The sequence below is a fragment of the Streptomyces sodiiphilus genome (genome assembly GCF_039529215.1).
Lineage (GTDB): Bacteria > Actinomycetota > Actinomycetes > Streptomycetales > Streptomycetaceae > Streptomyces > Streptomyces sodiiphilus.
The window spans coordinates 16,593-38,413 of the sequence record NZ_BAAAMJ010000082.1 but is presented as its reverse complement, the minus strand read 5'-3'; the positions used below and the strand labels follow the sequence as shown (position 1 = coordinate 38,413).

Annotated in this window: 17 protein-coding genes, 1 tRNA gene, 1 other RNA gene and 1 pseudogene; 11 read left to right on the top strand and 9 right to left on the bottom strand. The window is 68.9% G+C overall.

What is annotated here, in order from left to right; genetic code table 11:
- Both ABD299_RS24030 and ffs read right to left on the bottom strand, forming a co-directional pair.
- A partial coding sequence (locus ABD299_RS24030) for a DNA polymerase III subunit gamma and tau (RefSeq protein WP_344266592.1) occupies nt 1-1,363 on the bottom strand: 1,363 nt, incomplete at its 3' end.
- Nucleotides 1,364-1,402: 39 nt separating this feature from the next.
- An RNA gene (gene ffs, locus ABD299_RS24025) (signal recognition particle sRNA small type) lies at nt 1,403-1,497 on the bottom strand.
- Nucleotides 1,498-1,602: 105 nt separating this feature from the next.
- Between ffs and ABD299_RS24020 the strand changes: the two genes are divergently transcribed.
- The 4 genes from ABD299_RS24020 to ABD299_RS24005 all read left to right on the top strand — a co-directional run bounded on the left by ABD299_RS24020 (nt 1,603) and on the right by ABD299_RS24005 (nt 8,005).
- A tRNA-Ser gene (locus tag ABD299_RS24020) sits at nt 1,603-1,687 on the top strand.
- A 368-nt stretch (nt 1,688-2,055) separates the two neighbouring features.
- Nucleotides 2,056-3,609 (top strand): type I restriction-modification system subunit M, encoded by a 1,554-nt coding sequence (locus ABD299_RS24015; RefSeq protein ID WP_344266590.1) that lies wholly within the window; start codon nt 2,056-2,058, stop codon nt 3,607-3,609.
- Nucleotides 3,602-4,924 carry a restriction endonuclease subunit S domain-containing protein gene (locus tag ABD299_RS24010; protein ID WP_344266588.1) on the top strand — a complete coding sequence of 441 codons (1,323 nt, stop codon included), beginning with the start codon at nt 3,602-3,604 and terminating at the stop codon, nt 4,922-4,924. Before ABD299_RS24015 ends, ABD299_RS24010 begins: the two co-directional genes overlap by 8 nt.
- A 3-nt stretch (nt 4,925-4,927) precedes the next feature.
- Nucleotides 4,928-8,005 (top strand): type I restriction endonuclease subunit R, encoded by a 3,078-nt coding sequence (locus tag ABD299_RS24005; protein ID WP_344266587.1) that lies wholly within the window; start codon nt 4,928-4,930, stop codon nt 8,003-8,005.
- 672 nt (nt 8,006-8,677) lie between these two features.
- Here ABD299_RS24005 and ABD299_RS24000 read toward each other — a convergent pair.
- The 3 genes and pseudogenes from ABD299_RS24000 to ABD299_RS23990 form a co-directional block, all read right to left on the bottom strand.
- Nucleotides 8,678-9,913 (bottom strand): annotated as a pseudogene (locus ABD299_RS24000) (tyrosine-type recombinase/integrase); the annotation flags it as partial.
- Between the two features lie 10 nt (nt 9,914-9,923).
- Complete coding sequence (locus ABD299_RS23995) at nt 9,924-10,226, bottom strand: helix-turn-helix domain-containing protein (RefSeq protein ID WP_344266583.1); 303 nt, start codon at nt 10,224-10,226, stop codon at nt 9,924-9,926.
- A gap of 141 nt (nt 10,227-10,367) precedes the next feature.
- Nucleotides 10,368-10,934, bottom strand: a complete 567-nt coding sequence (locus tag ABD299_RS23990) for a helix-turn-helix domain-containing protein (RefSeq protein ID WP_425581412.1) — start codon at nt 10,932-10,934, stop codon at nt 10,368-10,370.
- Between the two features lie 267 nt (nt 10,935-11,201).
- Between ABD299_RS23990 and ABD299_RS23985 the strand changes: the two genes are divergently transcribed.
- From ABD299_RS23985 to ABD299_RS23970, 4 genes are all read left to right on the top strand, one after another.
- Nucleotides 11,202-12,734, top strand: coding sequence for a DnaB-like helicase N-terminal domain-containing protein (locus tag ABD299_RS23985; RefSeq protein ID WP_344266582.1), 1,533 nt, complete (start codon nt 11,202-11,204; stop codon nt 12,732-12,734).
- Nucleotides 12,735-13,007: 273 nt separating this feature from the next.
- Nucleotides 13,008-13,859 carry a DUF2637 domain-containing protein gene (locus tag ABD299_RS23980; protein ID WP_344266581.1) on the top strand — a complete coding sequence of 284 codons (852 nt, stop codon included), beginning with the start codon at nt 13,008-13,010 and terminating at the stop codon, nt 13,857-13,859.
- A gap of 191 nt (nt 13,860-14,050) precedes the next feature.
- Nucleotides 14,051-14,476, top strand: coding sequence for a plasmid mobilization protein (locus ABD299_RS23975; protein ID WP_344266579.1), 426 nt, complete (start codon nt 14,051-14,053; stop codon nt 14,474-14,476).
- Nucleotides 14,473-16,161 carry a relaxase family protein gene (locus tag ABD299_RS23970; RefSeq protein ID WP_344266576.1) on the top strand — a complete coding sequence of 563 codons (1,689 nt, stop codon included), beginning with the start codon at nt 14,473-14,475 and terminating at the stop codon, nt 16,159-16,161. The genes ABD299_RS23975 and ABD299_RS23970 overlap by 4 nt, the downstream gene beginning before the upstream one ends.
- 241 nt (nt 16,162-16,402) lie before the next feature.
- On the opposite strand, the gene ABD299_RS23960 is transcribed toward ABD299_RS23970, so the two are convergent.
- On the bottom strand, nt 16,403-16,900 hold the full coding sequence (locus tag ABD299_RS23960) for an NUDIX domain-containing protein (protein ID WP_344266574.1): 498 nt from the start codon (nt 16,898-16,900) through the stop codon (nt 16,403-16,405).
- Between the two features lie 214 nt (nt 16,901-17,114).
- Nucleotides 17,115-17,477, bottom strand: a complete 363-nt coding sequence (locus ABD299_RS23955) for a helix-turn-helix transcriptional regulator (RefSeq protein ID WP_344266572.1) — start codon at nt 17,475-17,477, stop codon at nt 17,115-17,117.
- 530 nt (nt 17,478-18,007) lie between these two features.
- On the opposite strand from ABD299_RS23955, the gene ABD299_RS23950 reads away from it, so the two are divergent.
- Nucleotides 18,008-18,475: an ATP-binding protein gene (locus tag ABD299_RS23950; protein WP_344266570.1), complete on the top strand. Its 468-nt coding sequence runs from the start codon at nt 18,008-18,010 to the stop codon at nt 18,473-18,475.
- Here ABD299_RS23950 and ABD299_RS23945 read toward each other — a convergent pair.
- A complete protein-coding gene (locus tag ABD299_RS23945; protein ID WP_344266567.1) occupies nt 18,465-19,181 on the bottom strand; it encodes a 2'-5' RNA ligase family protein in 717 nt (238 codons plus the stop codon). The two genes, ABD299_RS23950 and ABD299_RS23945, sit on opposite strands and share 11 nt — an antisense overlap.
- Nucleotides 19,182-19,213: 32 nt before the next feature.
- Nucleotides 19,214-20,512, bottom strand: a complete 1,299-nt coding sequence (locus tag ABD299_RS23940) for an NsdA family TPR-like regulatory protein (RefSeq protein ID WP_425581411.1) — start codon at nt 20,510-20,512, stop codon at nt 19,214-19,216.
- A gap of 180 nt (nt 20,513-20,692) precedes the next feature.
- On the opposite strand from ABD299_RS23940, the gene ABD299_RS23935 reads away from it, so the two are divergent.
- The gene (locus tag ABD299_RS23935; RefSeq protein WP_344266565.1) at nt 20,693-21,574 is read left to right on the top strand and encodes a helix-turn-helix domain-containing protein; all 882 of its coding nucleotides are present in this window, start codon (nt 20,693-20,695) and stop codon (nt 21,572-21,574) included.
- A complete protein-coding gene (locus ABD299_RS23930) occupies nt 21,571-21,786 on the top strand; it encodes a DUF397 domain-containing protein (protein ID WP_344266563.1) in 216 nt (71 codons plus the stop codon). The genes ABD299_RS23935 and ABD299_RS23930 overlap by 4 nt, the downstream gene beginning before the upstream one ends.
- The last annotated feature ends 35 nt before the right edge of the window (nt 21,787-21,821 follow it).

Genomic DNA, 21,821 nt, shown 5'->3' with positions numbered 1-21,821 from the left:
CCCCGCCGGGCCCGTGCCCGCCCGGAGCAGGGCCCTGCCCGTCCGCGGGCGGCGGGGGCGCGGGAACCCGGCGCTCCCCCGCTGGCCCCGCCCCGCCCGGACCGGCGGGAGCATGGTGCGCGGGCGGTGAGGGAGGCGCGGCAGGCGCCGGTGAGGGGGGTGCCGGGGCGGCGGGAGCGGCGGAGGCGGCCGGCCCGGCCGCCAGGGCGTTGCGCTCCAGCCGGTCCAGGCGGCTGAGCAGCGCCCGTTCGTCCCCATAGGCGGCGGGAAGCAGCACCCGGGCGCAGATCAGTTCCAGCTGGAGCCGCGGCGAGGTGGCCCCCCGCATCTCGGTGAGCCCCTGGTTGACCAGGTCGGCGGCCCGGCTCAGCTCGGCCGCGCCGAGCACCGAGGCCTGCCGGCTCATCCGCTCCAGCACGTCGACGGGAACATCGATCAGGCCCTTGTCGGCCGCATCGGGCACGGCGGCCAGGATCACCAGGTCGCGCAGCCGCTCCAGGAGGTCCGCGACGAAGCGGCGCGGGTCGTGCCCGCCCTCGATCACCCGGTCCACGACCTCGAAGGCCGCGGCCCCGTCACCGGCGGCGATGGCGTCGACGACGGAGTCGAGCAGCGAGCTGTCGGTGTAGCCGAGCAGGGAGGTCGCCATCGCGTACGTCACGCCGTCGTCGCCCGCCCCGGCCAGGAGCTGGTCCATCACGGACATCGAATCGCGCACCGAGCCCGCGCCGGCCCGGACGACCAGCGGCAGCACCGCGCTGTCCACCGGGATCTTCTCGCGCTCGCAGACCTGCGCGAGGTACTCCCGCAGAGTGCCCGGCGGCACGAGACGGAAGGGGTAGTGGTGGGTGCGCGACCGGATGGTGCCGATGACCTTCTCCGGCTCGGTGGTCGCGAAGATGAACTTCAGATGCTCCGGGGGCTCCTCGACGACCTTCAGCAGGGCGTTGAACCCCGCCGAGGTGACCATGTGCGCCTCGTCGATGATGTAGATCTTGTACCGGCTGGAGGCCGGGCCGAAGAACGCCTTCTCGCGCAGGTCACGGGCGTCGTCCACGCCACCGTGCGAGGCCGCGTCGATCTCGATCACGTCGATCGAGCCGGGGCCGTTGCGCGCCAGGTCCAGGCAGGACCGGCAGATGCCGCAGGGGGTGGGCGTGGGGCCCTGCTCGCAGTTCAGGCAGCGGGCCAGGATGCGCGCGCTGGTCGTCTTGCCGCAGCCTCGCGGGCCGGAGAAGAGGTACGCGTGGTTGACCCGGTTGTTGCGCAGCGCCTGCTGCAGCGGGTCGGTGACATGCTCCTGCCCGATGACCTCCGCGAAGGTCTCGGGGCGATAGCGGCGGTACAGCGCGAGGGACGACACGCCTCCGACGATATCGGGCGCCACCGACAGCGGGCACACGTCAGGGCCCCCCACGCACCCGCCAGAGCCCGCCTACCCTTGCTGCCTTCCGGCCCTGGGGGAGTTCAGCGAGATAGCGCCACGTGAGGGGCTGCCGCCAGCCTACCCGATCACCGGCACTGCCTCCGCACCCCCTCGCAACCGGCCCTCCCGGGGTACGGGTTCGCGAGCACCCCCTCGCGTCTTGTATTGTTTCCGGCGGAGGATTCGCCTAGTGGCCTAGGGCGCACGCTTGGAAAGCGTGTTGGGGGCAACCCCTCACGAGTTCGAATCTCGTATCCTCCGCCNCCCTTCCTCGTCCCCTGGTTGCAGTTTTGGTTGCAGTTGGGGGGCGGGGGCGGACGGCCCAGAGCTCCTGCGGACAGACTCTGGCGTCGCCCCGTGTCGGGGCCGGGTCCCTTGATGAGGGGCCTGGATGTCCCCCGGAGCCTCGCCTCCGCAACCACGGGACGCAGTCGGACACATCCTCCGCGTGCGCAAGTGTCGACTTACTCAGCGAGCTCGTACACCAGCGCCACATGCGGCGGCGCCCGCGCCGTCCCGCAGCTCCGTCGTGAGGGACACAGGCTGTCATAGGGACGAAATAGGATGCCCAGCAGCAACTCCACGGCCCCAGATCGCCACCCCTTCACGAGCGAGGACACCCCCGACTGATGGCAGTGACCCAGCAGGAGATCGAGAACCGGTTGTGGGATGCCGCCGACGAGCTGCGCGTGGCGATGCCCGAAGCGCAGTACGCCTCGGTCGTCTTCCCGCTGATGTTCTGGAAGTACCTGTCGGACACATGGGAGCACCACCACCAGGAGTTTCGGGCCGAGAACGATGGCTTGGAGGACCTTTCGGCCGAGGAAGCCCACGAGATCGAGTACCGCGACTACCAGTCGTTCGAGATCCCGTGCATCTACCCCGGCACTGTCGCCGAGCGTCGAGCCTCCTGGTCGTCCATCCTGGCCACCATCACCCAGCCCGGCCTCGGCCAGCGGGTCCGCGCCTCCCTGCAAGCCATCGAGACAGCCAACCCCGACAAGTTCTCCCGGCTGTTCGGGGCCATGGCATGGACCAATGAGGAGGTGCTGTCGGGGGAGGTACTGGCGGCGGTCATGCAGGCGATGGACCGAACGCCGAAGATGCACGAAGGCAACATCTCCCACGACGTACTCGGTGGGGCCTATGAGTACCTGCTGAAGCGGTTCTCCGACGGGTCCGGCACCCGTGCCGGCCAGTTCTTCACCCCGCGCGAGGTCGTCGAGCTGATCGTCGAGATCCTGGACCCGAAGAGCTACGAGTCCGTGTACGACCCGACCTGCGGGTCGGGCGGCATGCTCATCGCCTCTGCGAATCTCCTGAAGGCCCACGGCGGGCGTGGCTACACCCTCAAGCTGCACGGGCAGGAGGCCGTACCAGACACTGCGGGTGTGGCCCGTATGAACCTCTTCATGCACAACCTGACCCAGTTCAAGATCGAGGTTGGCGACACGCTGAAGGACCCCCGGTTCAAGAGTCCGGACGGGTCCATCGCACAGTTCGACGTGATCCTTGCCAACCCGCCTTACGGCCTGAAGTGGAAGCCGTGGAGCAACGACCCACGGGCCATCGGCGGGGTCGCCCCGCAGTCACATGCGGACTGGGCGTTCGTGCAGCACATGATCGCAAGCATGGCCCCGAGGAAGGGCCGTGCCGGCGTCGTCCTGCCGCACGGCGTCCTCTTCAGAGGTGGTCAGGAGGCAGCTATCCGCCGGCGCGTCCTGGAGGACGACCTCCTGGAAGCCGTGATCGGGCTGCCGTCGAACCTCTTTTACAACACGACGATTCCGACCTGCATCCTGGTATTCCGCGCCCCGGGCACCAAGACCACGGAGCGACAGGGCGGCGTGCTGTTCATCGATGCCTCCACACGGTTTACCAAAGCCAAGAACCGCCACCTCCTTACTGACGCAGACATCACCGACGTCGTGACGGCCTATCACTCGGGCTCCGACGGTGACGGAGAGGCTGGCCTCTCGGCGCGGTTTGTCCCCGCCACAGAAATCGCGGCGAACGGGTTCGACCTCAACATCAGCCGTTACATCAAGCAGGCCGCCGCGGAGCAGGAGGACCTCGGCACCCTCATCGACGCCTACAACATCGCCCGGGCTGAGCGCCAAAAGACCGAGAAGCGCATGCTCGCGGTCCTCTCTGCCGCAGGGATCGAGGGCTTCGATGAGTGACTGGCAGCAGACCAGCCTCGGTGATCTGGAAACTCCCGTACGTCGCAAGGTAGCCGTTCCACCGCAGGGATCCGGCGCTTCGATGAGCGACACCACGGGCCATAACGATGCCGCCCTGGTTCAGGATAATTGGACCCCGTCGCCTTTGGCACGGTACCTAACCCTGAACGTGGAACCCGTGGAGGTGGACCCGGACCAGAGCTACCCAATCGTGGGGGTGCTGAACCGGGGGCGAGGTCTGCTTTTCCGCGATGCCGTGGCCGGAAGTTCAACTTCCTACAAGAAGCTCAACCGCATCCGCCCGGGCGTACTTGTCTACAGTCGGCTCAAGGCGTTCGAGGGTGCGATCACCGTCACACCCGGCGACCTGCCGACATCGTTCGCCTCGCAGGAATTCCCCACCTTCGCCTTCTCATCCGAGGCTAACCCCGACTTCTTTCGCATCCTCGCCACGACACAGCGCATGTGGGCTGCCCTTCAGGGGGCGTCCAAGGGGATGGGGGGCAGGCGTGAGCGAGTGAAGCCTGTTGACTTCCTCACCATCGTCTTGGAAATTCCACCACTGCCGGTGCAGCAGCGGATCGTCGAGGTCATCGACGCGGTCGATGCTCAGATCGCCGCGCTCGACGCGGAGGCGTATGCGCTTCGAGACGTCCTTCGTCGCCTTCGCGCCGACCTGATGACAGATGATTCCGCCGACGAAGTCCGGGCGGACGAGGCATTCGACATCACGATGGGACGCCAGCGCTCACCGCAACGGGCCTCCGGCCCGCACATGACTCCCTACCTACGGTCTGCCAACGTCGGCTATGGAACTCTCGACCTTTCCGACGTACTAGAGATGGACTTCAACCCGAGCGAGCGTGAGACCTTCGGGCTTCGGTACGGGGACGTCCTAGTCTCCGAAGGGAGCGCGAGCGAGACCGCAGTAGGAATGCCAGCCATGTGGCGGGACGAGATTCCAGCCCCGGTCTGCTTCCAGAACACTCTGCTTCGCTATCGCGCCATCCAAGGCGTAAGCATTGCGGCGTTCGTCAAGCACTGGTGCCTTTGGGCCTACGAGTCCGGGAAATTCCGTGAGGTCGCTGGCGGCACCAACATCAAGCACATCGGGTCTAGGCGAGCGCTCGGCATGCGAGTGCGTCTCCCGCACGTGACCGACCAGGAGCGCATCGCCGCAGAACTCGACTCGATGAGCGAGGTCGTCGCGGCGACCCGCGCAGAGGCTGCCCGCCTCCGTGCAGTCCGGGCCGGGCTGCTGGCGGAGCTACTGGACCGCACCATCGACATCGAGCCTGCCGAGTTGGAGGGCTAAGCCGTGGCAAAGGGCATTCGGGAGCGCGAGTTTCAGAACTTGATGATCCAGTGGTCCCTCCCGATGGGCTGGCGCTACACAGCAGGCAGGTCACTCCGGCGTGAGACAACGCAAACGGTGGTGGCCAACCAGCTGCGCGACGCCATCGTCCGGCTCAATCCTGGGGTGATCGACGCGTTCGCCGTGGACGCAGTGGTCGAGGAGATCGTTGCCACGGTCAACGCCGTCGACGGCGGGTTGGTGCGAGCCAACGAGCAGGTAGTAAATCTGCTGCGTGGACATAAGGAGTTCCGGGACGCCGATGGCGCGTGGCACTCCTTGAAGATCATCGACTTCGAGCACCTGACCTCCAACACTCTGGTCGTGTCGGACGAGGTGACCATCACCATCCCCGGCAAGACTTCCCGCCGGTTCGACCTCGTGTATTGGGTCAACGGCCTGCCCTTGGTGGTAGTCGAGGTGAAGTCGCCGACCTCGAAGTCGGGATGGGCCGACGCTGCCCGCGAGATCAACAATGTGTACGCAACCGAGTACCCGTGGTTCTTCACTCCGAACGTCTTCGCCGTCGCCTCCGACGGGCTGAAGCTGCGGTATGGCCCCGTCGGCGCGCCCACGAACCTGTGGCAGCCGTTCCGGTCTACCGCCGACGACGAGAACCTGGCCGGCCAGCCAGACGTGCGACGCTCCGTCGAGCTGTTGCTCAACCCGGCCACAGTCCTGGACATGCTCGCCAACTTCGCTCTCTTTGATACAGCCGGCGGCGGGGCCGACAAGAAGTACCTACCTCGCTACCCGCAGTTGGAAGCTGCCCACCTGATCCACAAGCGGGTGCTGTCGGGCGGCTCGAAGGGGCTTGCCTGGCACCACCAGGGCAGCGGAAAGACGTGGCTGATGGTGTTCGCCGCGTCGCTGCTGCTTTCAGATCCCCGCACGGAGTCGCCCACGATCATCCTGCTCTCGGACCGAACTGATCTCGTCCAGCAGACGTCGGGTGTGTACACCTCCGCTATGGGGGACGCCTACTTCCACGAGCCCGCTACCGGCCAGCAGTTGCGTTCACTGCTGGCCGACGATGTGCGCGGTGTCATCTCCACCACCGTCCACAAGTTCGCCGACGCAGGCAAAGACCTGTCTGTCCGTGACAACATCATCGTGCTGGTGGACGAGGCGCACCGCACCCAGTCCACCAAGAAGAAGTCGCTGGCCAGCCAGATGCGTGCGGCGCTGCCGAACGCCAAGTTTTTCGGCATGACCGGCACTCCTATCAAGAACCTCGCCACCGACACCTTCGCCCTCTTCGGCGAGGAGACCGACCCGGACAGGGTGATGCACAGATACTCGGTGTCCCGGTCTCTGCTGGACGAGGCCACCGTCCCCATCATGCTGGATCCGCACCCGGTCTCCTTCGAGATGAATGACCAGGCGCTGCAGGCAGAGTTCGACCAGTTCGCCGACGACTTCGACCTTGAAGACCCCGATCGCGAGATCCTGTCCCGCAAGTTCGGACGCCTCACGTCGGTGTTCGCCAACCCTGACCGCGTCCACACAGTCTGCCAGGACATCGTCGACCACTACCTGGCCGGCGCCTACCGCAACGGTCTCAAGGCTCAGGTGGTCGCCTACAACCGTGAACTGGCCGTGGCGTACACGGGCAAGATCAACGAGCTGCTGGCCGGCTTCGAGGCGTCGCAGGTGGTCGCCGAGGTCGGGAAGCACGACCGGATCAGCGCCGAAGTAAACATCTCCGTATCGGACGCCAAGGACGAGATCCCCGCCATGCGGAAGTTCCAGCTCTCCGAGGTCGAGGAGGAGGACCAGAAGCGGCGCTTCCTCAGCCCGGATGACTCGCTGTGCTTCCTGGTGGTGACGGCGAAGCTGATGACCGGGTTCGACGCCCCCAACGAGGGCGTTCTCTACCTGGACAAGCCGCTGAAGGCGCACAATCTGTTCCAGACGATCACCCGTCCGAACCGCACGTGGGTGTCCCCGACCGGGTTCGTGAAGACCTCCGGTGTGATCGTGGACTACATCGGCCTGGCCGAAGAAGTCCAGCGAGCTGTCGTCGACCCCACCACGGCAGGAGTCGGTAAGGGCGGCGGATTCGTCGCCGACGTATCCGAGCTGGTCGCCGAGTTCCGCACCACTTTCGCACGCATCGAGGACCTACTCTCGGATGTGGATGGTCTGGACCTCACAGTCCACGGATACGCGTCCGTGCGAGCGATCAACGTCTTTCTGGACGCCGACCCCGATGCCGCCAAGGCGTTCTCCAGGGACTACCGACTGCTGGCCCGCTTGTACCCCCTCATTAACACCGACAAGCGGGTCGCCAAGTACCGGGATGGCTTTGGTCTGTTCGGGTCGGCGTACACGACGCTCTTCAAGAAGTCCTCCGACGAGGAGCGGAAGGAACGGCTGAACGAGCTGGGGCCGATGGTCCTGGAGATCATCAACGCCCACGTCCACTCCTTCTCCGTGGTCGCGTCCCAGGAGGAGCCCTTGGCCCTGGACGCACACGGCATCGCCGTCCTCAGGGAACTGCTGGCCCTCGTACGTCCCAAGCCGGGTAAGGCCGACAGCAAGGACGAGCCCCCGCCCTCAGCAGCCGAGATCCTTGACCGCATCAAGGCTTCTCTCGACGAAGGCGTCGATCCGGGATCTGCAAAGTACACCGCCCTCGCGGAGCGGATCAAACGCCTGCGGGACCGCATCATCCAGAACTCCCAGGACGCCCTGGATTTCCTGTCTGACGCACTCCGGGTCGCCCGCGCCATTGTCGACGCCGAGAAGCACCCCGACGAAGCCGTCGTCGTGGTGGACGATGACCACATAGGCGTACTGTCGCGGATCATCCGCGACCACGCACCGCCCGGCCTCACCATCACGGAGCGGAACCTGGCTGAGGAGATCGATCAGGTGGTGACCCGCACCCTCGCCCGGTCGTGGGACAACGCCGACGCTCGCAACCGAGGTGTCCGGCGTGCCACCGCCGCGGTCTTCCGCCGGTACATGCTCAAGCCGGTAGGGGAGCCGTATGACTCGACCGTCGCCTATATCGAGGCCCACTATCTGGTCGACTGACGATCCGTGGCGGAAGCGTTCCCAGAGAGAACGGCCAGCACGGTGACGTGAGCTGGCTAGGGACTGGCACAGGCTTGCGAAACGAACGTGGGGGCGGCGGCAGACATCTGCCGTCGCCCCCACGCACTTCGGCGCATGCCGCTACGGCTCGGCGTCTCCGTATTTCTCGGGGCGACACGCTCGATCCACGGCCGCGGCACACGCCTCAGCGAATGCCGAACCAACTGCCGCCGCATCGATACCACGCACGTGCGCTTCCACTTCCTGGCCGGGGCGGCGGGTGGTGTGCCAGCGGACCGGTAGATCTGTATAGAGGTCGGACTCGAACTCCCAGGCCGCTACCGACCATTGGTCGTCGCGGCCGATGTTGAGTCGTTCACCGCCGGGCAGGTACAGGGCGTAGGCGTGGTGGACGGTGCGGCGGTCGGGCATGCTGGTGCGGATGGCGCTGGCACCGCCGGGGCCCTTGTCCTCCCACTTCTTCCGGGGCCATTCCTCGACCTCGAAGGCATGGTCGGGGTGGTCGGTACCCCACTGCTTGACCACGGTTTCGGCGTGGTCGCGGTGCAGGAAGGGGATGCGGCGTTCGCCGAGTCGGGCGACGTACACCGTTGGGCCCGCCGGGCCGGAGTCCTGGTTCATGGCGGGCGTGGGGCCTCCAGGGGGCGGTGGAGGGGCAGAGGGTGCCGCGCCCCAGAGCAGGGCGCCGACCTTCGCGGCGGTCTGCTGGAGTATCTGGCCGGTGAGGTGCTGGTACCGGCTGCGCATGCGGGCGGACTTGCCGGGTTCCCAGCCCATGATGCGGTCGACGACGGCCTCGGGGACGCCGAGGATCAGCAGCACGGTGGCGGCGGTGTGGCGGGCGTCGTGGAGCCGGCCTTCGCGGACACCGGCGGCCTTCAGCAGATCCTTCCACTTGTGGTGGTCGGTGTTGGGGTTGAGCGGCTCGCCGGTCGGCGAGGTGAAGACGTACCCCTTCTCCACCCACAGGTCACGGGCGGTGACTCGCTCGCGGTTCTGCTCCTCCTTGTGTCGTCGCAGCAGCGTCAGCAGCTGCTCGGGGACGCCGATCGTGCGCTTGCCGGCCCTGGTCTTGGTGGCCTTAGTCTCGCGCCGGGTGTTGATCTTCTGCGGGCAGTAGCCGGGCTTGCGTCCGCACTTGTCCCCGCAACCGTGCTTGTAGCGGGGCCGCAGGCGGCCCCGGCGCACGAAGAGCACGCCCGCCTCGAAGTCCACGTCCTCCCAGGTCAGGCCGAGGGCCTCGCCCTGGCGTAGGCCGAGCGCGAGCGCGATCACCCAGCGGGCAGTGTTGCGGTGCTTGCCTGCTTCTAGGAGCAGGCGCTGGACCTCCTCCAGCGTGTACGGCTCGACCTCCTCCTCCTCGACCTTGGGGGCCTTGGCGACCGATGCCGGGTTGATGGTCAGGTGGCGGCGGCGTACGGCCTCGTTGAACGCGGTCTTCACGGTGCGATGCGCCTGGTGGGCGGTACCGGCGGCGCTGCCGTTCTCCTGCATCCTCCGGTACAGGCGTTCCAGGTGCTCGGGCTCCAGCTTTTCCAGGCGGTGGGCGCCCAGGCCGGGTATGAGGTGGTGGTAGACCGCGACGCGGTAGCCGTCGATGGTGTTCTCACCGACGTTGGGCGCGGCGATGTTCTCCACCCAGTGGGTCAGCCAGGTCTTTACCGTCCAGGTCTGACCGGCCTTTCGGACGCCCGTGGAGTCGCGCTGCTTCTCCAGGTCGCGCACGGCCTTGGTGACCTCGGGACGGGTCTTGCGGCTGACGTGGCGCCGGTCGGGGGTGCCGTCGTCCTTGATGCCGACGGTCACGTAGCCGTGCCAGCGACCGTCCTTGCCCCGGAAGATGGATGAGGCGCCATTGGGCTGGCGGGGCTTGGTGTCCTCGGTCATGAGCGCCCCCTCAAGCCGCGGCGTCGAAGCCCTGGCGGCTGAGGCGGTGTTGGAGGAATTCGTTCACCGCCTCGGCCGGGACACGGCGCAACCGTCCGACCTTGACGGAGGGGATCTCGCCGGTGGAGACGTACTTGTAGAGCGTGGTGCGGCCGATGCCGATGCGGCGCGCGGCCTCGGCGACGGTGAGGGCGACGAGGGTGGTGTCTCCCTGGTTGCCGCCGCGCGCGGCTATGAGGGCGCGGAGGGAGTCTTCGGGGACGTCGAGGAGCTGGGCTATCTGGGCAAGGGGCAGGGAGGTGCTGTCGGACAAGGAGGCTCCTTCACCAGCGGCATACGGGGCGGCAACCCCGGCCGGGCCGGTCGATCGAACAGGTATGGCGGTTGTGGGACGTCAGGGGCACATGACTGGCAGGGTCGGCGTTCGCAGCGCCGACGTGCCGTGGCGGGGTGGCTACTGGGTGGGTGGGCTTTCGGAATCGTCGTCCGGCCACATGCGGTCGGGGCCGAGCCAGCTTTGCAGCTTGCTGGGCGCGCCACGGTGGTGGCGGAACTCTCCGGCGGAGGCAACTTCGAGCTCGTGCATGAGTAGGACTTTGACCATGTCAGCTTGGTCCGGGTGGGCCTTCGCGTAGTCGTCGAGTTCGGCCATGATGCGGTCCTGGGCCTTGCCCAGGGCGCGCCACTCTTTCCACTTCTCGACGTACTCACCGACGAGGCGTCTCACCTGGGCGTTCATCAGGCTGCCGGGTGGGCTGGTCAGCTCGTCGAGAGGCAGGTCGAAGACCTTGCAGAAGCCGAGTGCCTCGTCAAGGTTGACCCGGCGGCGCGGCTTGCCGCTCTCGATCCGCCAGATCGCGGACTGGTTGATCGGGTGGCCGGCCTTGGTCATCTCCTCGGCGAGCTTGGCGGTACTCCAGGCCCGGACCTCGCGCTCCATGCGAATCCGCTCAGCGACGTGGTTTTCCGGTTCCGGCCGGTCGGTACCGGCGCGGACAGCGCCGTCTTCGCCGCTCGTCACCCCCACCTCCTCCCGTCAGGGTGCCTGGCCGTGCAGGCGTGTCCGATGACGACTAGCTAACACTAACCCGATCTGCATTGCAAGCCATTCCGTTTTGAATCGTGCGTGGTAGTGTCGTGGCTGCCCCTGGACGGGGGTGGACACGAAGAAGCCCCCGGTGCTGCGAACACCGGGGGCGAAGCAGAAACCCCACAACCGCCATACCTAACGATTCGACCGGCTCGGCCGGGGTTGCCGCCCCATATGGCCCGCCGGGTGAGGAGTTCCATGCCCAACGGTACGCCCATGCCGCCCTCGATGCCATCCCGGCACGAATCCGCCGCCACGTCGCCGCTGGGCACGGCAGAACCGCCGTACAACGTGGACGCCGAGCGTGCGGTGCTCGGTGCCTGCATGCACAACGCCGAAGTGATCGATACTGTCCGGCCGGTGCTGGGCGAGGAGGCGTTCTACCGGCCCGCGCACGAGACGGTCTGGCGCGCCTTGCTCGCCCAGCGCCGTGAGGACGGGCCGACCGACCCGATCGTCCTCAGCGAGCGGCTTGCGCGGCAGGGAGACCTGGAGCGCGTCGGTGGTGCCGGCTACCTGCACCAGCTCGCCGACGTGTACTACGGATCCGGCAGCGCGGAGTTCCACGCGGAGATCGTGCGTGGCAGGGCCGACCTGCGCCGCCTGCTCAGCTCCGCGGTCCGCACCGTCCAGCGCGCCCAGGAGCCGGGGGCCGATCCGGAGGCGATCCGCGCCGAGATCGAGGCGGAGGTGAACGCCGAACGCGAGCGGGCGCTGGCCTGCGGGCAGGGGCGGTTGTTCCGTTTCGCTACCGACGGGTGGTCGTTCGTCCGGGAGTCGGGGGCGGACTGCGAGCCGCTGTGGGGGACGCGGGAGAGGACCGCGTGGGCGCCGGGCGAGAGCCTGATGATCGTCGGCGCACCCGGGGTCGGCAAGACCACGCTGGCCCACCAGGTGATCCTCGCCCGGCTCGGCCTCGCGGGCAGCGTTCTGGACATGCCGGTCGCCCCGAGCGAGCGGGTGCTGTATCTGGCGATGGACCGCCCCCGGCAGATCGCCAAGGCCATGGCCCGCCGCATCACCCCCGACCACGAGAGCGTCCTGCGGGACCGGCTCGTCGTCTGGGAAGGCCCGCTGCCCGCCACCCTCGACAAGGAGCCCGACCTCCTGGCCGACCTGGCCGCCGCGCACCAGGCCGACACCATCGTGATCGACAGCCTCAAGGACGCGGTCAGCACCATGGTCGACGACAGCCTCGCCGTCGCCTTCCACAACGCCCGCATGCGCGCCCTGCGAGGCGGCGTCGAGATCATGGAACTGCACCACCAGCGCAAGGCCACCGCCGACGCCCCGCGCGGCCAGCGCCCCGCCCTGGATCAGGTCTACGGCTCCACCTGGTTCACCGCAGGCGCGGGCAGCGTCCTGTTCGTGGCCGGGCGGGCCGGTGATCCCGCTGTCACCGTGCACCACCTGAAGACCCCCACCGGCGAGATCGGCCCGCTGGACGTCACACACAACCACGAACGCGGCACCACCACGGTCGACCCCACCAAGGACCCCGCCGTCCTGCTGCGCAACGCCCCTGGTGGCCTGTCCGCCCGCGACCTGGCGACCGTCCTGATCGGCGGAGGCGAGCCCGAGCGCGCCGACGTGGAGAAGGCACGACGCCACCTCGCCCGCCTCGTCACCAGCGGCCTGGCCACCAAAGCCGACGGCACCGCAGGCGGCAACGGCGGCGGCCAGCAGGCCCGCTACTACGCCACCGCCCGCCACCTCGCCGCCGTCCGATGACCCGCGCCCACCCCTCGCGGAGCGTTCACGCGACCGTACACGGGCCCCTCCGCTCATAGACCGCCGTGAAGCACTCACACCTTCCACGGACGCAGCGAAACCGCAGGTCAGACGATCACGCGACCGTACACGCCGTTCACGCGCCTAGGCGATCACGCGCGAGCCCCCCTTTAGAAGGGGGCTCGCGTGAACGCCCCCCTCGTGAACGCCGTGAACGCCACCGCCCGCAGCCCGCAGCCCGCAGCCCGCACCACATGATGGAGCTCCACCCGTATGCCCCAAGCCCCTGCGCCCGCAACCGCCGTGATACGCGCCGGCATCGCTCTGCTCGGCACCACCGGCTTCGCCCTCTCCTACGACGCCCTGCGGCAGATGGCCGTCGCCATCCACATCCGCGGACCGCTGACCTACGTCTTCCCTCTCGTCATCGACGGTTTCATCGCCATCGGCATCGTCGCCCTCCTCATCCTGCGCACCGCCCCGCTGCGCTCCCGCCTCTACGTCTGGCTCCTGGTCGCCGCCGCCACCATGACCAGCATCTGGGCCAACGGCCTCCACGCCGTCCGCCTCAACCAGACCACCCGCCACGACGACGGCCTCCGCCTCGACGACGCCACCGTCGGCGCCTTGTCCGCCATCGCCCCGCTCGCCCTCGCCGGCGCCGTCCACCTCTACCTCGTCGTCCGCCGCCACACCACAACCACCAACCCCCGCCACAACACGCCCGCAGACCGCCACAGCAACACGGTCCGCCACATCGGCGCGGCACGCCACAGCGGCGACGCCACCCGAAGCCACAAGCCCACCGGCCCGCAGGAGATGCGCCGCCAGCCGGACGCCGCACGACCTCCCGCCGTCAGCGACGTGCCGCAGCCCCCCGCCACCGCTGCGGCGACCGCCCCGCGCCCCTCGCCGACATCCGATGAGCACCGGCCGAGCGTGACCGACGACGAGCTCCTCTCGATCGGCCGTAAGGCGCCGCGAGGACGCAGCGGCCGTATCTCCCGCCGCAACATCGAAGCCGCCGTCCGCGACCAGGGCTACCGCGTCGGCAGGAACCGCCTGGCTGAAGCTACCCGCACCCTCCAGGCCGAACTCGACGCCTCCCTCACCACCGCCGAATGAACCCCACGGAGAACCGCCCCATGCACCACCAGCACCACGCACCCGACACCATCAGCGACGACATCAACACCCGAAACAGCGGAGCAAGTTGGAGGTTCGGACACTCCCCCGCAGGGGGAGCGTCCGAACCAGACCCCGCCCCAGGGGTGGCGGGGCCCGTCCGGTGCCAGGGGGCGCCGGACGGGAAGGCTGTGACCGAGGGCGGACCGCAGCCGGGCAAGGTCAAGGGGAGGGCGCGTCTGCGCGATAGGAAGCAGCGTCCCGCCCACAGCGTGCGCCTCAACGAGCGCGAGCTTGCCGTCATCCAGGCCGCCGCCGACGCCGTCGGCAAAACCGTCGCCGGGTTCCTCGCCCACTCAGCGCTCGCCGCCGCCCGAGATCAGACCCGCACCGCCGCCACCATCGCCACCGAACAGGAAGTCCTCAGCGAGCTGTTCGCCGTGCGCCGCCAGCTTGGCTGGGCCGGCAGCAACGTCAACCAGATCGCCAGGGTCCTCAACTCCGGCGGCCAGGTGCTCGATGTCGCCCCGGTGATCGCCGACATCCACCGCGCGGCCAACGCCGTGACGCGCGCAGCCGACCGGGTCGCCAACGGCCAGGAAGGCGAGGCGGTTTGATCCCGCGCATCCACAAGCAGGGCGGCAACACCGTCGGCCTGCTCCACTACCTCTACGGCAAGGGCACCCACGAGAAACACGTCGATCCGCACCTGGTCGCCTCCTTCGACGGCATGGCCCCCGACCCCGGCCGCGACCCGACAGTGACGAAGAAGGACCTCCAGCACCTCCTCGACCAGCCCCTCCACCTGCTGCCCAAAGATCAACGGCCCGACAAGCACGTCTGGCACTGCTCCGTGCGCGCCGCCCCCGGCGACCGCCTCCTCACCGACGCCGAGTGGGGCGACATCGCGCGCCGCATTGTGGCCGCCACCGGCATCGACCCCGGCGACGGCGCCGGCTGCCGATGGGCCGCCATCCGCCACGCGGATGACCACATCCACATCATCGCCACCCTCGTCCGCGAAGACGGCCGCCGACCTGATCACCACCGCTCCGGCAAACGCGCCCAGACCGAAGCCCGCCACATCGAGAACGACTACGACCTCCACCGCGTCGCGTCGGGAGATGGCACCGCCGACACCCGCGCCACCAGCGCCGAGCGCCACAAAGCCGAACGCCGCGGTCAGGAAGCCACATCTCGCGACCTGCTGCGCGAACACGTCCACCAGGCGCTGGCCGGAGCCGCGAACGAGACCGAGTTCTTCGACCGGCTGGCCGGCGAAGGCGTCCGCATCAAGAAACGCATCGCCCCCTCCGGTGACGTGATCGGCTACTCCGTCGCCATGGTCGGCGACCGCAACAAGGACAACGAGCCCGTCTGGTACTCCGGCTCCACCCTCGCCCCCGACCTCTCCCTCCCCCGCATCCGCAAACGCTTCGACCCCACCGACACAGACGACGCGACCACCTGGCTCGAACACCGTGACGCCTCGGCGCCGATCCGCGCCCGCCGCTTCACCGCCGCCACCCTCGACACCCTCACCATCGGCCAGGACGACGCCGCCACGGCAGCCCACCTCATCGGCGTCGGCGAGGTCATCCACTCCCTCGCCCAGACCACCCACGGGGCCGGACGGACCGAACTACGCAAGGCGGCACGGTCATTCGAACGCGCCACCCGCTCCCACATCCACGCCCGGGAAACGGAGATGCACGCCCTGCGCCGCGCCGCTCGCCAGATAGTCCATTCCGGCCCCGCCGTCGGCCGCAGCGCGGACGGAGCCGTTACCGCGTTCGTCCTCGATCTCCTGGTTCTCACCGTGATCGCCGCCGTCCGCTGGCACCGCGCCCGCAGCCACGCCCAGCAAGCCGAAGCCGCACAGCGCACCGCGGACCACCTCCGCGCCGCCTACCGCGCCACCACCGCCAGGCCGCTGGCTGCCCTGCGCACTCACAGCGAGCGCCTTCCCCACCACACCAGGCAGCGTCACACCGAAGTGGTCCGTTACGCCCTGCCCCACCTGGCCGACCGCCTCGAAACAGAACCAGGCTTCCCCGCCCTCCTCGCGATGATCGACCAAGCCCACCGCGCCGGCCACAACACCGCCGACCTCCTCGCCCAATCCGCCGAACACCGCGAACTCCACACCGCGGAGTCGATCAGCAACGTCCTCGTCTGGCGCCTCCACCACCTCGGCACCACCACACCCCCCGCCCGCCGCCCGGCACCAACCCCCGCCCCGGCAAGCCACCCCGCACCGGCCGTCGTGCCGCAACAGGCACCTCAACCACGCCGCCGCTGAAGGACCGCTGCGCGTGTCCCCCGGTACTACGCCGCCCGCTTGTCGCGGGCGGCGTAGTACGCGTGCAGAGCAGCGTCGGCACCAGACCCGGTCGCCGTCGTGATTAGCTGATAGCTCGCCGAACGGAGATCACCGGCTGTGATGGCGCCGCGGATGCTGAAGGCCCGGCGGGCAGTAGTCACTGGTGTCGCGGACCCCCAGAGCGCGGCGCGCTCGCTCGGGTCTCGCGTACGAAGCGAGTTCAGGCGGCCAGCGTGTGCCAGTCGTCCGGCGGGTGGCCGACGAGTTCGCGGACGGGACCGCCGGCCAGTGCGTTGAGGGCGCTGGTGATGCGCCAGCCGGTGTAGGGGGCGACCAGGCCGGGCAGTTCGTCGGGGGCCGCCCAGCCGTAGGAGGCGAGTTCGTCCTCGGGCAGGGTGATGGCGGTGTCGTCGGGCAGGATGCCGGCGTCGAACACGAAGTTGAACCCCTCGCGCACAGGTGGCGCTGCCGGCATGTAGTGCACGGCCAGCAGACGCTCGGGCACGACCTTGAGGCCGGTCTCCTCCAGGATCTCGCGCTGGCAGGCGATGGCTGCGGGTTCGCCCGGCTTCGCGCTGCCGCCGACTAGGCCCCAGCGCGCCAGTCCCGTCCGGTACTTCTTCTCCACGAGCAGGACAGCGCCTGTTCCGTTTCGGAACAAGGCGAGGCCGCCGACTCGTCGGTCCGGCGGGCTGGTGAAGTCGGATTCGTTATGCACGCGGTCTCCTTCGTCGGTGTCGGATGAGCGGTACGGCGACCCCGGGCCGTGCCGGCTGCGACACGGCCCGGGGTCTTCCTCCGCGGCTCTCCCGTGAACGGGGAGGGCGGCGGGTGTTGCCGACCCGATCCGCAGGCAGAGCCGAGGTGGCGGTGCCAGGGGCCGGGAGTATGGTGTGACCTTGAGATTGGCCACCGCGCGCCGGTGCTCGTGGTCAGGTCTCGCCGTGGCGGGTGCGCGCGGCGGGGCCGAGGTAGCCGGCTTTCCAGCCGCAGTAGATGGCGTGCGGGAGGTTCCGGGCGCCCAGGGTGCGGCACAAGGCTGCGGCGTAGGCCCTGACCGTGCGGTAGGACCAGGAAGTCTGGGCGGCGATCTGCGGGAGGTTCATCCCGGCGGCCAGGCAGTGAAGCACGGTCCACTGCTCCAACCGCACGGTCCCGACGTCCAGCGGTACGGGCGCCGGCAACTGGCCGTACAGAAACGCTCGGTGGACGACGGCGGTACGCGAGGGCCCGTCACCGATCTTGACCGTGGCACGACGCAGGAGAGTGCGCACTGTCACCGCTTCGATACCCATGGCGCGCGCCGTCCCTGCGGTGTCCTCGCCACAAGCGATGCACGCCAGGGCGAGTCGCTCCGTGGCCGACAGAGCTCGGCATCCCTGCGGGAGTGGCAACGCCCAGCTGTACGACGGGCGCCCGATCGCGCGGCGACGCTGGCCAATCGGAGTCATCGGCAGAGCGGTAGGACGCGGGGTGCGGCCCGGCTGCCAGGAAGGGCCGGAAGAGAAGGAAGCACTCATGTGGACCTCTCGGAGGGCGTCGGCGGGATACCGAAGGGGGAGAACCCGCCCAGGGCCGCAGGGGGAGACGGTGAGGACCCTGAGCGGCCCCGCCGGGCCCCGTGCCCGGTCACTCACCGCAGACCGGGCACATCGGCAACCCTGACTGAGGAGCCGACGCCATCGGTACGCCGTTCTTCCGCCGTTTGACGCCGTCCGAAGAGGCGGGCGGACGGCGTACCGGCGCAACCCGGCTGCTACGAGGCTGATGTGTCCGGGCCCGCCCAGATCAGCAAGGGCATCACCGTCAGTCTGCGAGAGGCACGATGACCCCAGCACGCACCACCGACGTCCGGACACGCGATCTCGCCGACGGGGCAGTCCAGCACCGCTGGGTCCAGCTCGATCACGCGGACCACCCCCAGGCACTTGCGCGCGAGCAGGTACGGCACGCGCTCGCCGGCCGCACCACACCGTCCCGCATCGACAACGCGGTGTCCGTGGTGAGCGAGCTGGTGGCCAACGCGATGGAGCACACCGACGCCGGCCCGACCAGGATGACCTTGGACGTCTACGAGGACATCGTTCTCATGTGGGTGCACGACACCGCCCGCGACACCGGATCCGTCCAGCCACGCGGCGTCCTCGCTGACGACCCCGACGACATCCCGGAGAACGGCCGGGGCCTCGTCCTGGTGGAGCTGCTCGCCGCGAAGTGGTTCGTCTGGCCGACCGCTGAGGGCAAGGCGGTCGTCGCAGCGGTGAATTTGAGCCCTGGCGGCGCTAAGTGGTGACCAGCGGCAGAGAATGCAGAACATCCCACCGGTAGGTGGCCCCGCTGCGCCGGAGCTCGACCAACCGCACCTCCGTCACCGCGATGTCGACATCGTCGAGGGAGCGCAGCGGCGCAACGGCCTCGATGACGGGCGCCGCCGGGCGGCGTGCGTTCTGATAGGCCACGCTGAGATGGGGCCGGAAGGCGAACGTTGGCCTGGTGGTGGCAATCGCCAGTGCGTGCCCTGCGTTTGAGAGCGAGGCGTGGAGGCTGACCAGTGGCCTCCAGGGGGCGACGGAGAGCCGTACGGCGCCGCGTGACCCGGCCAGCGGCATCGCGCGAAGGGAGAACGCGGTGGGAAGGACGGTCGCGGCCAGCCGTGCGAGGGCGTCGAGCTGCCGGGGCGTGACGTCGTCCGGGGAGCCAACCCGGGCGAGGGTGATGTGCAGCCCGTCGTCCGCCGGCACAGGGTCCAGACCCAACCCGGCGAGTTCCTTCTGACACCGCAGGGCCAGCGCGCTCAGCTCCGGGTGGTACGGGAAGGTGAGCATCCAGTAGTAGGCGCGGCTGCCGTCCGCCCAGCCAGGCCGGGACCAATGATCGGTTACCTCCTCCACCGCGCTGAATGCCGCCCAGTCATGCGCCGCGATCACCTCCGCGGAATCGGTGTCGTCGGGCGGCTCGACGGGGAACGAGTCGGGGTCCGGGCGGAGCAGGGGCGCCAAGCGTTCTCCTCGGGCGTCGGGCCCGCCTCCGGCTACGACATGGCCAGGGCGGCTGGCTGCGACCTCCAGGCCCGCAGCTCCTCCTCATACTCCCGCGCCGCCGGGTGGGTGCGCCATTGCTGCGCTTGGTCGCGCAGATCCCGGGACCGCTGCAGCACCGACCTGATCGGGGTGTCGCCGCATAGACGGAGCGCTTCCGTGCCGAGCGTCAGCGCCTGCTCAAGGTCCGGTGACGGTTGCTGGAGAAGCGCGGAGGCGACGTCCAGGCGCACCAGCGAGCGGCTCCACGCCGAATCGGAGGACTCGACGAGGTCGTCGATCGCGGCGGCGTTGCGCAGGACGTGATCGATGCTGCCCAGCGCAACGTGGGCGGTCACCGCGTTGGCGAGCGTCCTCGCGTTCCCGTAGGGCTCGAACGAGATGCACGGCGTGATCCCCTGCGGGACGTCGTGCATGTCCGACAGCGCCAGGGCCTGCCCGATCGCGCGGCGCGCGCCCTCCGCATCGCCGATCTTTGCCAGTGCGCGCGCACGGCCGTTGGCCAGCAACCGGATCAACTGCTCGCTGCGCGGCGCACGGTCCGCCGCCGCCGCGGCACACGCATCGGCCTCGGCGTACCGGCCGTCGTAGTACAGCGCCAAGGAGCGGGTTCCGCATGCCCACAGCTCGGTGTCCTGGTCGCCGATCGCCTGGCTGAGCTCCTGGGCCTCCGTGCAGTACGCCTCCGCCAGCGCGAACTTGCCGGTGTTGACGGACATGTATCCGAGGAGTCCGGCGGCACGGGCGGTGAGCCGGAACAGCTCCTGCCGGGCTGCCGGCGGCTGCCGGCCCTCCAGGAGGGCGTGAAGCAGGCCCCGCAACGAGCTGGCCTGGGCGTGAAGTCCGAGCGGGCCGTCCTGCTCGTAGCGGTTCACCACCTGCTCCAGAGACGAGCCGACAAAGGCGAGGGTGGCGTCGTCGGCGTTGCCGGAGACGAGCTGCCGGGCGCGCGCCACGATGTCCAGGGGGTTCTCGCCACCGCTTCCGGTCGGCGCGCTCGGGGGAGGCGAAGGCCCTGCCGGCGGTTTCGCTGGGACGGAGAACAGACGGGCGGCCGGATGACCCAGCATGTGCTCCAGAATCCGGCAGGGGTCCGGACGTGGCAGGGTGCGGAGTTCCCCGCCCATCCAGCGGTCGAACTGCCGGGACGAGATCTCCACCCGCGCGAGCCGGGGATCACCCTCGCGTTCGGCGAGTTCGTGTGCGGACCGGGCGAACTGCGCGCTGAACGACGCGTGCGTGGTCAGATGGCGCTGCTGAACGAGCTGACGGAACAGGGTCGTGCGTGACAAGGGCACCTCCCAGGGTGGGCGGGCCAGCCAACAGGCAAGCTTCGACTGCGGCATGTGTGTGAGCTGGCACGCGCCGTGACCTAGTCAGGATGCCGCGCCGCACTGTAACTAGGCAAGATGTCTGGCGAAGTTGACTCGTGTGGGTTGTGCAGCCGCCTGTCCGGCAGCAACACTTCCACCATGGCCATAAAGCAGAGCCTGGTGCCGCAGTCCGTCTACCGCAGGCAACTTGCCGCACGGATGAAGGAGTTGCGCGAAGCCACCGGTCTCACGCTCGCCGAGGTCGCCGAGCAGCTGGAGGTGAACGCCAGCTCGCTGAGCCGCATCGAGAACGGAGAACGCGGGATCTCCCCGGTGCTCGCCCGCGCCCTGCTCGACTGCTACGGCGTCGAGGACACCGCACGGCGCGACGACGTGCTGGACCTGATGCGCGCGGACAAGGAACAGCAGAAGCCGTGGTGGCGGAAGTACTCGACGGTGCTCACCGCGACCCGCTACGACGGCTATCTCGCTCTGGAGGCGGGCGCAGCGGCCATCTCCAGCTACCAGCCGATGCTCGTCCCCGGCCTGCTCCAGACCGAGGACTACGCCCGCGCCGTCATCACGCAGATGCGGATGGACCTGGGCCCTCGCCAGGTGGAGGACCTGGTGAAGGTCAGGATGGAGCGGCAGCGCAGCCGAATCGGTGGCGACCATCCGGCGAAGCTGTGGGCCATCCTCGACGAGGCGGTCCTGCGCCGCACCGTCGGCTCCCCGGCAACGATGCGGGAGCAGCTGGGAAAGCTGATCGAGGCGGGCGAGCAGCCACACATCACAGTCCAGCTGCTGCCTTTCTCTCTCGGGGCGCACCCGGGCCTCTACGGGCCCTACGTCATCCTGAGCTTCCCCGACCACACCCCGGACCTGGTGTGGCTGGAGAACCCGAAGAACTCCGTGTACCTGGAGTCCCCGACGGACGTCGAGAACTACCGCGAGATCTTCGACCAGCTGAGAGCCTGCGGCCTCAGCCCCGCCCAAACCCGCACACGCATCACACAGATCCTTGAGGAGCTCCCGCAGTGAACACGCACCACCCCGTCCCCGACCTCAGTCGCGCACGCTGGATCAAGAGCTCCTACAGCGGCGGCGCCAACGACTGCGTCGAGATCGCCGAGGCCGGACCCCACATCGCCCTCAGAGACTCCAAGGAGCCACACCTGCTGCCCCTGATACTGCGCCCCGCACAGCTGCGCGCCCTCGTTCAAGCGGTAAAGGACGGCAGCCTGGAAGCCTGACCGGGACGACCTCGTACCGGATATCCGCCCGTTCC